This is a genomic window from Streptomyces sp. NPDC050704, assembly GCF_040654355.1.
Lineage (GTDB): Bacteria > Actinomycetota > Actinomycetes > Streptomycetales > Streptomycetaceae > Streptomyces.
The window spans coordinates 1-15,060 of the sequence record NZ_JBFAHW010000024.1; the positions used below are offsets into that span (position 1 = coordinate 1).

The following is a 15,060-nucleotide window of genomic DNA, read 5'->3' on the forward strand; positions in this document are numbered from 1 at the left end:
CTTGGCCGGGTGGGCGTTCATGGCCGTGGTGGACCCCGCGTTCCTCCCGGTCGCCGCGGCGGTGCTGAGCCCGTACTGGCTGCGGCGGGCCTGGTCCGGAGCGAACAAGCACACCGGCGATGTTGCCCAGCTTGGACGAGCGGAAGACCTCGCGGATCTCCGCCGTACCGAGCTCGACCTCTTCGTACTCCGGCTTGAGCATGCCCTTGAGGGCTGCCTCGATCTCCTCGATGGCCTGGTAGATCACCGAGTAGTAGCGGACGTCCACGCCTTCGCGCTCCGCCATCTGCGCGGCACGACCGGCCGCCCGGACGTTGAAGCCGATGACGATGGCGTCGGAGCCGGTCGCCAGGTCGATGTCCGACTCGGTGACGGCACCCACACCACGGTGCAGGACGCGGATGTCGACCTCTTCGCCGACGTCGAGCTGGAGCAGCGAGGACTCGAGAGCCTCCACCGAACCGGACGCGTCGCCCTTGATGATGAGGTTGAGTTCCTGCACCAGACCGGCCTTGAGCGCCTCGTCCAGGTTCTCCAGGGAGAACCGGACTCCGCGCCGGGCGAAGTTGGCGTTGCGCTCACGCGCCGCGCGCTTCTCGGCGATCTGACGCGCCGTGCGGTCCTCGTCGACGACCAGGAAGTTGTCGCCGGCACCCGGGACGTTGGTGAGACCCAGGACCAGGACGGGGGTCGACGGACCCGCTTCCTCGACGTTGTTGCCGTTGTCGTCGAGCATCGCCCGGACACGGCCGTACGCGTCGCCGACCACCATCGTGTCGCCGATGCGCAGCGTGCCGCGCTGGACCAGGACCGTCGAGACGGCACCACGGCCACGGTCGAGGTGGGACTCGATCGCGATGCCCTGCGCGTCCTGCTCCGGGTTGGCCCGCAGGTCGAGCGAGGCGTCCGCGGTGAGGACCACGGCCTCCAGCAGGCTCTCGATGTTGAGGCCCTGCTTGGCGGAGATGTCGACGAACATCGTGTCGCCGCCGTACTCCTCGGCCACCAGACCGAACTCGGTGAGCTGACCGCGCACCTTGGTCGGGTCGGCACCCTCGACGTCGATCTTGTTGACCGCGACCACGATCGGCACCTCGGCCGCCTTGGCGTGGTTCAGCGCCTCGATCGTCTGGGGCATCACACCGTCGTTGGCCGCCACCACGAGGATCGCGATGTCGGTCGACTTGGCACCACGGGCACGCATGGCGGTGAACGCCTCGTGACCCGGGGTGTCGATGAAGGTGATCCTGCGCTCTTCGCCGTTGACCTCGGTCGCCACCTGGTACGCACCGATGTGCTGGGTGATGCCACCGGCCTCGCCCGCGACGACGTTCGTCTTGCGGATGGTGTCGAGCAGGCGGGTCTTACCGTGGTCGACGTGACCCATGACGGTCACGACCGGCGGACGCGCGACGAGGAACTCCTCGCCACCCTCGTCCTCGCCGAACTCGATGTCGAAGGACTCGAGCAGCTCGCGGTCCTCCTCCTCGGGGCTGACGATCTCGAGGACGAAGTTCATCTCGTCCGCGAGGAGCTTCAGCGTCTCGTCGGAGACGGACTGCGTGGCAGTGACCATCTCGCCGAGGTTCATCATCACGCCGACGAGCGACGCCGGGTTGGCGCCGATCTTCTCGGCGAAGTCGGTGAGCGAGGCACCGCGCGACAGGCGGACGGACTGTCCGTTGCCACGAGGCAGCATCACACCGCCGACCGACGGGGCCTGCATGGCCTCGTACTCCTGGCGCCTCTGCCGCTTCGACTTGCGACCACGACGCGCGGGACCGCCGGGACGACCGAAGGCGCCCTGCGTGCCACCACGGCCACCCGGACCACCGGGACGGCCACCGAAGCCGGGACGACCGCCACCGCCACCGGGACCACCCGGACGGCCGGCGAAACCGCCGCCACCGCCACCGGGACCACCGGGACGACCGGCGAAACCGCCACCGCCGCCACCGGGACCGGCCGGACGACCTGCGAAACCGCCGCCACCGGGACGACCGCCGCCACCGCCACCGCCGGGACGACCGCCACCGCCGGGACCGCGGCCGCCGGGGCCACCGCCACCGGGACGCGGGGTACCGGCAGCGGGACGCTGCGGCATCATGCCGGGGTTCGGACGGTTGCCGCCGGGGCCGCCGCCGGGACGCGGAGCGCCACCGGGACCGCCCTGCGGGCGAGGCATGCCGCCGGGGCTCGGACGGGAGCCGCCCGGGCCGCCCTGCGGACGCGGAGCGCCGCCGGGACCGCCCTGCGGACGGGGACCGCGGTCCTGACCCGCACCCTGCGGACGCGGAGCGCCGGGAGCACCGGCACCGCCCGGTCCACCGGGACCGGGACGGCCGCCGCCCGGACGGGGCGACTGCGGACGCGCCATTCCGGTGGAGCCACCGGAGGTGAACGGGTTGTTGCCCGGGCGCGGACCTGCGGGACGACCACCGGGACGCGTGCCCTGGCCGCCGGGGCGCGGGGCGCCCTGACGGTCGCCACGCTCGGGGCGGTCACCACGGCCCTGACCCGGAGCCTGGCCACCCTGTGCGGGACCGGCCGGACGGACACCGGGCTTCGGGGCGCCGGGACGGGCACCGCTCGGACGCGGGCCTGCGGCCGGAGCCGCGGGAGACTCGGCGGGAGCCGCCGGCGCCGCGGGCGGCGCCGTGAACTCGGGGGCGGCCGGAGCCGGAGACGCCGGAGCGGGCTTCGGCGTGGGCGGCTTGGGACCCGGACGCGGGCCTGCGGCCGGAGCGGCCGGAGACGCGGGCGCCTCCGCGGCGGCCGGCTTCGGGGCCGGCGGGCGCGGCGCGGCCGGACCCGGACGGGCGGCCTGGGCCGGAGAGGGGGCGCCGGGCCTGGCGGGCGCGGCCTTGCGCGGGGCGGGCTTGCCGCCGCCGTTGCCCTGCTGCAGGGCGTCAGTCAGTTTGCGTACTACGGGCGCCTCGATCGTCGAGGACGCCGAACGGACGAATTCACCGAGTTCTTGGAGCTTGGCCATGACGACCTTGCTCTCCACCCCGAACTCCTTGGCGAGTTCGTATACCCGGACCTTAGCCACTTCGCTCCTTTTAGGTCCGGGTTGCGTCCGGACCGTCGCTACTTCATGGGCGTACTCATCGCGTGCTCATCGAGTGCTCATCGCAATCTCGACCTACTTCCAACTCGCGGGGTACCAGGGCCGCACGGGGTTCCGTGCGACACGTTTTACGGTGTTGCCTGCTCAGCAACTGTCTGTCTGCTCGACGTAGTGGCGCAACGCCTTTGTGTCGAGCGCTCCCGGGGCACGCAGCGCCCTCGTGAACGCCCGGCGGCGAACCGCCAGGTCAAGACAGGCCAGGGCGGGGTGTACATACGCACCCCGGCCGGGCAGCGTACCGCGAGGATCGGGGACGCATTCGCCCTCGGCCACCACGGTGCGCAGCAGATCGGCCTTGGCCGCTCGCTCCCGACACCCCACACAGGTGCGCTCAGGGCATGCGCGGGCTTGCGTCCGGCCAGACACTCTTAAGTCTACCTCCCTGCACCGACCTCACCCCTTTGGGGCAAGTATCGAACAGTTGTCGCGCACAAAACTGTCGTGATCTAAGCCACCTGCGGCTTGGATCTATTCCCCGGCCCGTTCGCCGGGCCGTTCACCACCCTGGTCACCCGTCTGCTCGGTGTCCGGGCGGATGTCGATGCGCCAGCCGGTCAGCCGGGCGGCGAGCCGGGCGTTCTGCCCTTCCTTGCCGATCGCCAGGGACAGCTGGTAGTCGGGGACCGTCACGCGCGCCGAGCGGGCCGCGAGGTCGACGACCTCGACCTTGGAGACCCGGGCCGGCGAGAGCGCGTTGGCGACCATGTCGGCCGGGTCGTCGGACCAGTCGACGATGTCGATCTTCTCGCCGTTCAGCTCGGCCATGACATTGCGCACACGGCCGCCCATGGGGCCGATACAGGCGCCCTTGGCGTTCAGACCCGACCGGGTGGACCGGACGGCGATCTTCGTGCGGTGGCCGGCCTCCCGGGCGATCGCGGCGATCTCGACGGAACCGTCGGCGATCTCCGGGACCTCCAGCGCGAACAGCTTCTTCACCAGGTTCGGGTGCGTACGCGAAAGGGTCACGGACGGGCCGCGTACGCCCTTCGCCACCCGGACGACGTACGACCGAAGCCGCAGCCCGTGCTGGTACGACTCGCCGGGGACCTGCTCCTGCACCGGCAGGATGGCCTCCAGCCTGCCGATGTCGACGAGCACGTTCTTCGGGTCGCGGCCCTGCTGGACCACACCGGTGACGATGTCGCCCTCACGGCCGGCGTACTCGCCGAGTGTCGCGTCGTCCTGCGCGTCCCGCAGGCGCTGCAGGATGACCTGCTTGGCGGTGGTGGCGGCGATACGGCCGAAGCCGGACGGAGTGTCGTCGAACTCGCGCGCCTCCTGCCCCTCCTCCAGGTCCTCGGGGTCCTCCTTCGCCCACACGGTCACGTGACCGGTCTCCCGGTTCAGCTCCACGCGCGCGTGGCGGCGGCTTCCCTCGGTGCGGTGGTAGGCGATGAGGAGGGCCGACTCGATCGCTTCGACCAGCAGGTCGAAGGAGATCTCCTTCTCCCGCACCAGGCCCCGCAGGGCACTCATGTCGATGTCCACGGCTACGCCTCCTCCTCTTCCTTCATGTCTTGCTTGTCCTGCTTGTCCTTGCGGCTGAACTCGACCTGGACGCGTGCCTTGACGATGTCCGCGAAGGCGAGCCTCTTGGCGGTGGGCTTTCGCCCCTTCACGCCGGGCACCTCGACGTCCGTGCCTTCGTCGTCCACGGCCAGGATCCGGGCGACGAGTTCCTCGCCGTCTCTCAGCTGGAACTTCACCAGCCGGTCCGTGGCGCGTACGTAGTGACGGTGTTCCCTGAGCTCGCGCTCGGCGCCGGGGGTGCCCACCTCAAGGGTGTACTCGCCCTGGCCCATCGCGTCCGTCTCGTCGAGCTTCGCCGAGAGCGCACGGCTCACATCGGCGATCGCGTCGAGGTCGGCCCCTTCGTCGGAGTCGACGACGACACGCAGCACACGCTTGCGTCCCACCGAGTCCACTTCGATCTCCTCGAGATCGAGTCCCTGAGAGCTGACGAGCGGTTCCAGGAGCTCTCGCAGCCTCTCGCTCTGGGTGGTGCTCATCCGGGTGACTCCTCGGCCGCGTGTGCTGTTGTGGGTAAGTCGCGTGTCAGGTCAAAGGGTATCCGGTCCCAAGGGGTGTTGCCGTCCACGGTGGCTCGCCCGGAGCCGGATCGGCGCCGCTGGTGAGTGCGGGGGCGGTGCGCGGGTACCGTGATCAAGGGCCTGCCGCCCTTCCGTTCGTACGAGCCTCCCGAGGACGTCTGCCGTGTCGTTCACCCTGCCGTCGCGCACCCCCTCGGGGCCGCGCCGAAGGAGCCTGCTCGCCGGGGCCGCCGGCGTCGGCGCCGCGCTGCTCGCGGGCTGCTCCGCCTCCGACTCCTCCTCCGAGACCGCCAAGGGGAGCCCGTCCGCCGCCGACCGGGCACGCGCGCGTGCGGCCCTGGACAGCGAGCGGCTCGCCGAGCGGTACGGGGCCGTGCTCGCCGTGCATCCGGCGCTGGCCGGGCGGCTGTCACCGCTGCGGGCGGAGGTCGTACGGCATGCGGAGGCGTTCGGGGGCGGGAAGCGGGCGTCGGCCTCTGCGTCTCCCTCGGTGTCTCCCTCCGGGGACTCTTCCGCAGATCCGTCGCCCTCCCCCGCCTCCTCCTCCCCGGACGTGCCGGTCGAGGAGAAGGACGCGCTCGCGGAACTCGCCGCGGCCGAGCGGGCGTTGGCGGACCGGCGTACGAAGACGCTTCTGGAGGTACCGGGAGAGTTGGCCCGGCTGCTGGCCTCGGTGGCGGCGGCCGGCGCCGTGCACGCGTTTCTGCTGACGGAGGGCGAGAAGTGAGCGGTACGGGGATGTCCGGGAGGTCTGGAACCTCCGGGAGAGCGGGGAAGGCGTCGGCGGAGCTGACGGCCGTGCAGGCCGCGCTCGGGGCCGAGCATGCCGCCGTGTACGGATACGGGGTTGTCGGCGGGAAGATCGGGGAGGCTCGGCGGAGCGAGGCGCGCGCGGCCTACGACGCGCACCGGGCACGGCGGGACGAGCTGGCGCGGGCCGTGCGTGACCTGGGCGGGAAGCCCGAGCCGGCGGCGGCCGCGTACGCGCTGCCGTTCCCGGTGACGGACTCCGACTCGGCCGTCCGGCTCGCCGCCGAGCTGGAGGACCGGGTCGCCGGGGTCTACTCGGACGTGGTCCGGGCCGCCGAGGGCACCCGGCGCCGGGCGGCCGCGGAGGCGCTGCGGGACGCGGCGGTGCGGGCGGTGCGCTGGCGCGGCGAGAGCGTAGCCTTCCCTGGTCTCGCCGAGCGGTCGGCCACCGCCACCGCTCCGGCGACACCGACGGCGTAACGCACACAGGAAGGGACCGACTCGCGCATGGCTTTCGAACCGCCGCCGCGTCTCGTCAGGGCGCTCGGCGAGACGGCACCGGCCGGTGACGACTGGCTGGAGAAGCTGCCCGAGGCGGCTCAACAGGCCGCTGATCTACGCGAGTTGACCATCGAGCGGGTGCAGGTTCCCGGCGGGCGCAGCAGTCTGGTGGTCCTGGTGCGGCTGCCGGACGGCACCCCCGCCGTCCTCAAGCTCGCCCCGCGCCGGGCCCGCCCGGAGAGCGAGCGGGCCGCGCTGGCGCACTGGGACGGCCTGGGCGCGGTACGGCTCGTCGAGACGGCAGGACCCGAGGGCGTACTGCTCCTGGAGCGGCTGCATCCCGATGTGTCGGTGCGTTCGCTGCCCGAGGCCAAGTCGATGCTGGAGGCGGCGGGGGCGCTGCGCCGGCTGTGGGTCGAGCCGCCCGCCGGGCAGGTCTTCGAGACCGTGGCCGAGCGGACCGGACGGCAGGCCGAGGTGATGCGGGCGGGCGCGGACGCGGACGCGCTGCCGCTCGTCGACGCGGCGCTGGCGGTGCGTGAGGAGCTGCTGGCCGCGCCGCCTCCGGCGCGGCTGCTGCACGGCACGTTCCGGCAGAGCAAGGTGCTGGCGGGCGAGCGCAGTCCCTGGCTGGCCGTGGGTCCTGACCCCGTCGTCGGCGAGTGCGCCTTCGACCTGGCGCGGCTGGTTCGCGACCGTGTGGAGGATCTGATCGCCTCGCCCTCCGGCGCCGCCACCACCCGGCGTCGGGTGAAGCGCCTCGCGGAGTCCCTGGACGTGGATCAGGAGCGGTTGCGGGGGTGGACGTTGTTCCGGGCGGTCGAGTCGGGGGTGCGGGCTCGGCGGGTGAGGCGTGCTCAGGACGCGGAGCTGTTGCTGGAGTTCGCGAGCTGGTTGTAGCCGGGGGCTTTTGAACTGCCCGGGGGTTGCGGGGGCGGGGATTTCGCCCCCGCCGCCCCTACCCGTCCCGTCCCCTGGGGGCTGCGCCCCCAGACCCCCTATCGGCCTGAACGGCCTCGTCCTCAAACGCCGGACGGGCTGAAGGGGCCTGGGCCTGGGGACCTCGTGACGGGCTGGTGGTGCTTACTCCGCCGACAGGCGGGCGATCGCCTCGTCCACCGTCAGTTCCTCTCGCTCGCCGGTGCGGCGGTCCTTGAGTTCCAGTACGCCCTCGGCCGAGCGGCGGCCGGCCACCAGGATCTGGGGTACGCCGATGAGTTCGGCGTCCGTGAACTTCACGCCGGGCGAGACACCCGGTCGGTCGTCCACCAGGACGCGGACGCCCGCCGCGCCCAGCTTCTCGGAGACGTCGAGGGCCAGCTCGGTCTGCAGGGCCTTGCCCGCCGCGACGACGTGGACGTCGGCCGGGGCGATCTCCTTGGGCCAGCACAGGCCCTGGTCGTCGGCCGTCTGCTCGGCCAGCGCCGCCACCGCGCGCGAGACGCCGACGCCGTACGAGCCCATGGTCACGCGGACCGGCTTGCCCTGCTGGCCGAGGACGTCGAGCTGGAAGGCGTCGGCGTACTTGCGGCCCAGTTGGAAGATGTGGCCGATCTCGATGGCGCGGTCCAGCTTGAGGCCGGTGCCGCAGGAGGGGCAGGGGTCGCCCGCTTCCACCACGACGACGTCGAGGTAGTCGTCGACCTCGAAGTCACGGCCCGCGACGACGTTCTTCGCGTGCTTGCCGTCCTTGTTCGCACCGGTGATCCAGGCCGTGCCGGGGGACACGCGCGGGTCGGCGATGTAGCGGACCTTGTCCAGGCCCTGCGGGCCCACATAGCCGCGTACCAGGTCCTCGCGGCCCTCGAAGTCCTCGGCCGTGACGATTTCGACGACGGCCGGGGAGAGGTGCTCGCCGAGCTTGCCCAGGTCGACCTCGCGGTCGCCGGGGACGCCGACGGCGACGATCTCGCCGTCGACCTTGACCAGGAGGTTCTTGAGGGTGGCGGAGGCCTCGACGCCGAGGTGCTCGGCCAGTGTCTCGATGGTGGGGGTGTCGGGGGTGTCCAGCTCCTCGACGGCCGGGTGCTCGACGTTCTCGGCGGCCGGCGCGACGAAGGTGACCGCCTCGGTGTTGGCGGCGTAGTCGCAGGCCGGACAGTCCACGAAGGTGTCCTCGCCGGCGGGGGCCGGGGCGAGGAACTCCTCGGAGGCCGAGCCGCCCATCGCGCCGGAGACCGCGGAGACGATGCGGTGGTCGAGGCCGAGACGGTCGAAGATCCTGATGTACGTCTCACGGTGCAGGGCGTACGACTGGGCCAAGCCCTCGTCGGTGGTGTCGAAGGAGTAGGAGTCCTTCATCAGGAACTCGCGGCCGCGCAGGATGCCGGCGCGCGGACGGGCCTCGTCGCGGTACTTCGACTGGATCTGGTACAGGATCACCGGCAGGTCCTTGTAGGACGAGCACTGGTCCTTCACCAGCTGGGTGAAGATCTCCTCGTGGGTCGGGCCGAGGAGGTACTCCGCGCCCTTGCGGTCCTTGAGGCGGAACAGCTCCGGGCCGTACTCCTCCCAGCGGCCGGTCGCCTCGTAGGGCTCCTTGGGCAGCAGGGCGGGGAGAACGACCTCCTGGCCGCCCATGGCGTCCATCTCCTCGCGGACCACGCGGGCGACGTTGTCCAGGACCTTCTTGCCCAGCGGCAGCCAGGACCAGATCCCGGCCGCGGTGCGGCGCACATAGCCGGCGCGGACGAGCAGCTTGTGGTTGAGCGTCTCGGCGTCCGCCGGGTCGTCACGCAGTGTCTTGACCATCAAACGGGACATGCGCTGGACCTGGGCCATGATTCTCGACTCCTGCTGCGTAAGGGTGATGCCAAGGAGGTTAGCCGGGTGGCACCGAGCGGCGGAAATCGGTTTAGGCCGCCGAGCCCGTTCGGCCGCGTCCGCTAACGGCGGCGGAGCGGCAGCGGAGCGCCCATCACCGCGTACGGCTTCGGCGCGCTCGGGAACAGGACCTGCCTGGCCAGATCCTCGTATCCCAGCGAGCGGTACAGCCCGCGGGCCGGGCTCTCCGTGTCGATGGCGGAGAGGATCGAGCGGGGCTCGGCGGCGCCGTCCGTGATGGCGGTGATCAGGGCGCGGCCGACGCCGCGGTTCTGGTAGTGCGGGTGGACGTGCAGCTCGGTGATCACGAAGGAGTCGTCCAGCCATTCGTCGTAGCCGTGGCTGCGCAGATAGGGCTCGACGACGGTCGACCACCAGTGCGTACGGTCGTTGGGCATGCCGTAGACGAAGCCGACGAGCCGTCCGTCGGCGGTGGTCGCGCCGAGTGCGCGGGCCCCGGGGTGGGTGAGGTGCCGCAGCACGATCTGCCGCCGTACGGCGATCTCGTCCGAGCCGAGTCCGAAGGCCACGGCCTGCACGGCGAGCGCCTCGTCGACCCGCGCGGCCAGATCCAGCGGGCCGATGACGACGTCGTCGGGCGTACGGGGGCCCTGACCGGGGAAGCGCATGTCGGGGAGACTACAGGTCGTGTACGAGCGTCAGAACAGCACGCTCATGAACGCCCCGACCTCCTGGAATCCGACCCTGCGATACGTCGCCCGACCGGCCGTGTTGAAGTCGTTGACGTACAGGCTGGCGACCGGGGCGATGTCCGTGAGGGCGTAGCGCAGGACCGCCGCCATGCCCGGGGCCGCGTAGCCCTGGCCGCGGTATTCGGGGGCGACCCACACCCCCTGGATCTGGCAGGCGTGCCGGGTGGCGGCGCCGATCTCGGCTTTGAAGACGACCCGGCCTGACCTGTCCAGGCGGGCGAACGAGCGTCCGGAGCCGACGAGTTCGGCGACCCGGGCCTGGTAGAGCAGGCCGCCGTCACCGGCGAGCGGCGAGACGCCGACCTCCTCGGTGAACATCGCCACGCAGGCCGGCATGATCGTCTCCATCTCGTCCTTGCGGATGCGGCGGACGTACGGATCCGGGGCGGTGCCGGCGGGCAGGCGGTCGGTGGCCATCAGCGGCTGGTGGGAGCGGACCTCGCGGGCGGGGCCCCAGTTCGGTTCGAGCAGTCGCCACAGCGGGGCGGTGGCCTCAGCGGGGCCGACGATGGAGGAGCAGCGGCGGCCGGCCCTGCGGGCGCGGTCGGCGAAGGCCCGTACGGCGCGGGGGGTGGCGCAGATCGGGACCAGGTTGGCGCCGGCGTAGCAGAGGGACGTCAGCATGCCGTCCTCGTACCAGCCCCACATCTCGCCGCCGAGGCGCCAGGGGTCGAGGCCCGCGACCTGTACGCGGGAGGTCACGAAGGCGTTCGCGACCGGCTCGCGGTCGAGGACGGCGAGCGCGGCGTCCAGGTCACTCGGTTCGAGGACCCTGGTGGTCGTCTGCGTCAACACGTGCGGGTGCCTTCACCGTAAAGTCTGCTAGATCTCCGCACTGTACCTGGCGAAAATGTGCCGCGCCGCCCGATGGCGTTGCCTCGGACGGCACCTCTGGGGGCTGCGCCCCCGGACCCCCACTTTCGGCCTGAACGGCCTCGTCCTCAAACGCCGGACGGGCTGATGGTCCCGGGCTGGAGGGCAGGGGCGCAGCCCCGCCCTCCAGGGGCGCGGGGAACTGCTCGACCAGCCACAGCGGACCCGCACCCGACAACACACAACACCGGGTCTGGGGCAGAGCCCCAGGGGATGGGACGGGTAGGGGCGGCGGGGGCGAGGAAACCTCAGCCCGCCACCGCGACCGTCGGCTCGCCGGAGGCGACGCCGTCGGCCTCCATCTGCTCGGCGATCTTGAGGGCTTCCTCGATGAGGGTCTCCACGATCTTCGACTCGGGCACGGTCTTGATGACTTCGCCCTTGACGAAGATCTGCCCCTTGCCGTTGCCGGAGGCGACGCCGAGGTCGGCCTCGCGGGCCTCGCCGGGCCCGTTCACGACGCAGCCCATGACGGCGACGCGCAGCGGGACCTCCATGCCGTCCAGACCGGCGGTGACCTCTTCGGCCAGTTTGTAGACGTCGACCTGGGCGCGCCCGCAGGACGGGCAGGAGACGATCTCCAGGCGGCGCTGCTTGAGGTTCAGCGACTCCAGGATCTGCATGCCGACCTTGATCTCCTCGGCCGGCGGCGCCGACAGCGAGACGCGGATCGTGTCGCCGATGCCCTCGGAGAGCAGCGCGCCGAAGGCGACGGCCGACTTGATGGTCCCCTGGAAGGCCGGTCCTGCCTCCGTCACACCGAGGTGGAGGGGGTAGTCGCAGGCCGCCGCCAGCTGTCGGTAGGCGTTGACCATGACCACCGGGTCGTTGTGCTTCACCGAGATCTTGATGTCCCGGAAGTCGTGCTCCTCGAAGAGGGACGCCTCCCACAGCGCGGACTCCACCAGCGCCTCGGGCGTGGCCTTGCCGTACTTCTGGAGGAGCCGGCGGTCCAGCGAGCCCGCGTTGACCCCGATCCGGATCGGCGTGCCGGTGTCCTTGGCGGCCCGCGCGATCTCCTTGACCTGGTCGTCGAACTGCTTGATGTTGCCGGGGTTCACGCGCACCGCCGCGCAACCGGCGTTGATCGCCGCGAAGACGTACTTCGGCTGGAAGTGGATGTCCGCGATCACCGGGATCTGCGACTTGCGGGCGATGGTGGCCAGTGCGTCGGCGTCGTCCTGCGTGGGGCACGCCACCCGCACGATCTGGCAGCCGGACGCGGTCAGCTCGGCGATCTGCTGGAGCGTCGCCCCGATGTCCGACGTACGCGTCGTCGTCATCGACTGCACCGACACCGGTGCGTCTCCGCCCACGGCCACGGTTCCGACCTGGATCTGTCGGCTCTTCCGGCGCTCGGCGAGCCTCGTCGGAACGTCCGGCATGCCGAGTGAAATCGCAGTCATCTGCTGTGCAACCCCAAGGTAAGGATCGGTCGGTCCCGAAAGCTGACGGGCTCCAGCCATCGAGATTACGGCACCCTCGTGCACGGGAGCACATTCCATGGGCAGGTCCACCCAATGAGGGACGGCCGGACACAAAGGGTGCCCGGCCGCCACAAACTCCGTGTGACTAGGAGATTCTCACCGGGTTAACGACATCCGCGATCAACACCAAGATCGTGAAGCAGATGAAGATCCCGGCCACCACATACGCGACCGGCATCAGCTTCGCCACGTCGAACGGACCGGGGTCCGGCCGGCGCAGCACCTTCGCCGTGTTGCGTCGCAGCGCCTCCCACAGGGCGCCCGCGGCATGCCCGCCGTCGAGCGGGAGCAGCGGGAGCATGTTGAACAGGAACAGGGAGAGGTTGAAGCCCGCGACGAGGAACAGCATCATCGCGATCTGGTTCTCCGGCGGGATGTCGAGCGTGAGGACCTCGCCGCCGACGCGCGCCGCGCCGACCACGCCCATCGGGGAGTCCGCCTCGCGCTCACCGTCGCTGAAGGCGGCGTCCCACAGGGCGGGGACCTTGGAGGGCAGGGCGATCAGCGACTCGACGCCGTTCTCCATCATGTCGCCCATGCGGTCCACGGAGTCCGCGAACCCCTGCTTGACGATGCCGGAGGCGGGAGTGAAGCCGAGGAAGCCGGCGTACACGTACTTGCCCTCGACATAACCGCCGTTGCCGTCGGTCTTGCTGACCTGGTTGCGGATCAGGTGGGCGGTCAGGTCGAGGCGCTCGCCCTTGCGGTCGACGGTGAGGGTGACGTCCTTGCCGGGGTTGGAGCGGATGTCGGCCTGGAGCGTGGACCAGTCCTCGATCGGCTCGCCGTTGAAGGCGATGATCTTGTCGCCGAGCTTGAGGCCGGCGGCCTTGGCGGGTGCGGCCTGGTCGCCCGTCGCGCACTTCGAGCGGTTCTCGCTCTGCTCGATGACGCAGTCGGAGACCTTGCCGACCGTGGTGGTCTGGGTCTGGATGCCGAAGGTCATCATCACGCCGAGGAAGATCGCGACGGCCAGGATCAGGTTCATGAACGGCCCGGCGAGCATCACGATGACGCGCTTCCACGGCTTGCGCGTGTAGAAGAGGCGCTCCTCGTCACCGGGCCGCAGCTCCTCGAAGGACTGCGCCCTGGCGTCCTCGACCATGCCGCGCCACGGCGAGGTGGACCGCGCCTCGATGCGGCCGTCGGGCCCCGGCGGGAACATCCCGATCATGCGGATGTAGCCGCCGAGCGGAATCGCCTTGACCCCGTACTCGGTCTCGCCCTTCTTGCGCGACCAGATGGTCGGGCCGAAGCCGACCATGAACTGCGGCACCCGGATGCCGAAGAGCTTGGCCGTGGAGAGATGCCCCAGCTCGTGCCAGGCGATCGAGATGAGCAGGCCGACTGCGAAGACGACTATGCCGAGGATCGTCATCAAGGTCGTCATGCACGAGCCTCCGCCGTTGTCGCCTGTGGTGTGGTCTGTGGTTCGGTCTGTGCTGTCAGTTCCCGGGCCCGGGCGCGTGCCCAGGTCTCGGCTTCGAGGACGTCCGCGACGGTGAGCGGGGTTCCCGTACGGGGTGTGCCGTGCTCGGCGACGACCTTCGTGACGGTCTCCATGATGCCGTTGAACGGCAGGGTGCCGTTCAGGAACGCGTCCACGCACTCCTCGTTGGCCGCATTGAACACCGCCGGGGCCGTGCCCGCGAGCTTCCCGACGTGCCGGGCGAGCCCCACCGACGGAAACGCGTCGTTGTCGAGCGGGAAGAACTCCCAGCTCGACGCCTTCGTCCAGTCGAAGGCGGGCGCGGCGTCGGGGACGCGCTCGGGCCAGCCGAGGCCGATGGCGATCGGCCCGCTCATGTCGGGGGGCGTCGCCTGGGCGATCGTCGATCCGTCTGTGAATTCCACCATCGAGTGGACATACGACTGCGGGTGCACGACCACCTCAATCCGCTCGAAGGGAATGTCGTAGAGGAGGTGCGCCTCGATGACTTCGAGCCCCTTGTTGACCAGGGTCGCGGAGTTCACGGTGATGACCGGGCCCATGGCCCAGGTGGGGTGGGCCAGGGCGTCCTTGGGAGCGACATCGGCCAGTTCGGCCTTCGTACGTCCACGGAAGGGGCCGCCGGAGGCGGTGACGACCAGTTTGCGTACGTCCGCTCTCGTCCCCGAGGCCAGTGCCTGGAAGAGGGCCGCGTGCTCGGAGTCGACCGGGATGATCTGGCCCGGCTTGGCCAGGGCCTTCACCAGGGGGCCGCCGACGATGAGCGACTCCTTGTTGGCGAGTGCGAGGGTGCGGCCCGCTTCGAGGGCGGCGAGGGTGGGGGCGAGGCCGATCGAGCCGGTGATGCCGTTCAGGACGGTGTGGCACTCGGAGGCGGCGAGCCGGGTGGCGGCGTCCGCTCCGGCGAGGATCTCGGGGAGCGGCTCCCCCGCTCCGTACTGCGCGGACAGGGCCTCGCGCAGCGCTGGTACGACATCCTCGCGCGCGACGCCGACCGTCTTCACGCGCAGCCGGTGGGCCTGCTCCGCGAGCAGTCCGACCCGGCCGCCCGCGGCGGAGAGCGCGGTGACCCGGAAGCGGTCGGGGTTGCGCAGTACGAGGTCGATGGCCTGGGTGCCGATCGACCCGGTGGAACCGAGGATCACGACATCCCGGACTCCGACCACGGGATCGAAGACGAGATGCGGATCGGCGAGGGGGGCTGGACTGTCGCTCATCCCCCCATTGTTGCCGCAATGGGTCTCCGGCAGGACAGGGCGTCCCATTCCCGCGTCGCTCA

At 71.0% G+C, this 15,060-nt stretch carries 13 protein-coding genes; 3 read left to right on the forward strand and 10 right to left on the reverse strand.

What is annotated here, in order from left to right:
• The 4 genes from infB to rimP form a co-directional block, all read right to left on the reverse strand.
• Positions 1–3,052: translation initiation factor IF-2 (infB, locus tag AB0I18_RS16550; RefSeq protein ID WP_363106183.1), on the reverse strand; the 3,052-nt coding region annotated here is incomplete at its 3' end.
• Between the two features lie 162 nt (positions 3,053–3,214).
• Entirely contained in the window at positions 3,215–3,496 is a 282-nt protein-coding gene (locus tag AB0I18_RS16555) for a YlxR family RNase P modulator (RefSeq protein ID WP_363106184.1), read from the reverse strand.
• Between the two features lie 102 nt (positions 3,497–3,598).
• Positions 3,599–4,621 (reverse strand): transcription termination factor NusA, encoded by a 1,023-nt coding sequence (gene nusA / locus AB0I18_RS16560; protein WP_363106185.1) that lies wholly within the window; start codon positions 4,619–4,621, stop codon positions 3,599–3,601.
• A gap of 2 nt (positions 4,622–4,623) precedes the next feature.
• Complete coding sequence (rimP, locus tag AB0I18_RS16565) at positions 4,624–5,142, reverse strand: ribosome maturation factor RimP (protein WP_363106186.1); 519 nt, start codon at positions 5,140–5,142, stop codon at positions 4,624–4,626.
• Positions 5,143–5,347: 205 nt separating this feature from the next.
• Here rimP and AB0I18_RS16570 point away from each other — a divergent pair, with 205 nt between their 5' ends.
• Genes AB0I18_RS16570 through AB0I18_RS16580 form a run of 3 tightly spaced genes read left to right on the forward strand, consistent with a single transcriptional unit; the run spans position 5,348 to position 7,335 of the window.
• Entirely contained in the window at positions 5,348–5,911 is a 564-nt protein-coding gene (locus tag AB0I18_RS16570; protein WP_363106187.1) for a hypothetical protein, read from the forward strand.
• A gap of 11 nt (positions 5,912–5,922) precedes the next feature.
• A complete protein-coding gene (locus tag AB0I18_RS16575) occupies positions 5,923–6,414 on the forward strand; it encodes a ferritin-like domain-containing protein (RefSeq protein WP_363106271.1) in 492 nt (163 codons plus the stop codon).
• 27 nt (positions 6,415–6,441) lie between these two features.
• Positions 6,442–7,335 carry an aminoglycoside phosphotransferase family protein gene (locus AB0I18_RS16580; RefSeq protein ID WP_363106188.1) on the forward strand — a complete coding sequence of 298 codons (894 nt, stop codon included), beginning with the start codon at positions 6,442–6,444 and terminating at the stop codon, positions 7,333–7,335.
• A 183-nt stretch (positions 7,336–7,518) separates the two neighbouring features.
• On the opposite strand, the gene AB0I18_RS16585 is transcribed toward AB0I18_RS16580, so the two are convergent.
• From AB0I18_RS16585 to dxr, 6 genes are all read right to left on the reverse strand, one after another.
• Positions 7,519–9,216: a proline--tRNA ligase gene (locus AB0I18_RS16585; RefSeq protein WP_363106189.1), complete on the reverse strand. Its 1,698-nt coding sequence runs from the start codon at positions 9,214–9,216 to the stop codon at positions 7,519–7,521.
• A gap of 104 nt (positions 9,217–9,320) precedes the next feature.
• Positions 9,321–9,887, reverse strand: a complete 567-nt coding sequence (locus tag AB0I18_RS16590) for a GNAT family N-acetyltransferase (protein WP_363106190.1) — start codon at positions 9,885–9,887, stop codon at positions 9,321–9,323.
• A 30-nt stretch (positions 9,888–9,917) separates the two neighbouring features.
• Positions 9,918–10,766 (reverse strand): GNAT family N-acetyltransferase, encoded by an 849-nt coding sequence (locus tag AB0I18_RS16595; RefSeq protein WP_363106191.1) that lies wholly within the window; start codon positions 10,764–10,766, stop codon positions 9,918–9,920.
• Positions 10,767–11,092: 326 nt separating this feature from the next.
• Complete coding sequence (gene ispG / locus AB0I18_RS16600) at positions 11,093–12,250, reverse strand: flavodoxin-dependent (E)-4-hydroxy-3-methylbut-2-enyl-diphosphate synthase (RefSeq protein ID WP_363106192.1); 1,158 nt, start codon at positions 12,248–12,250, stop codon at positions 11,093–11,095.
• Positions 12,251–12,416: 166 nt separating this feature from the next.
• Positions 12,417–13,721 carry a site-2 protease family protein gene (locus AB0I18_RS16605; protein WP_363106193.1) on the reverse strand — a complete coding sequence of 435 codons (1,305 nt, stop codon included), beginning with the start codon at positions 13,719–13,721 and terminating at the stop codon, positions 12,417–12,419.
• Positions 13,718–14,998 (reverse strand): 1-deoxy-D-xylulose-5-phosphate reductoisomerase, encoded by a 1,281-nt coding sequence (dxr, locus tag AB0I18_RS16610; protein ID WP_363106194.1) that lies wholly within the window; start codon positions 14,996–14,998, stop codon positions 13,718–13,720. Before dxr ends, AB0I18_RS16605 begins: the two co-directional genes overlap by 4 nt.
• Between the last annotated feature and the right edge of the window lie 62 nt (positions 14,999–15,060).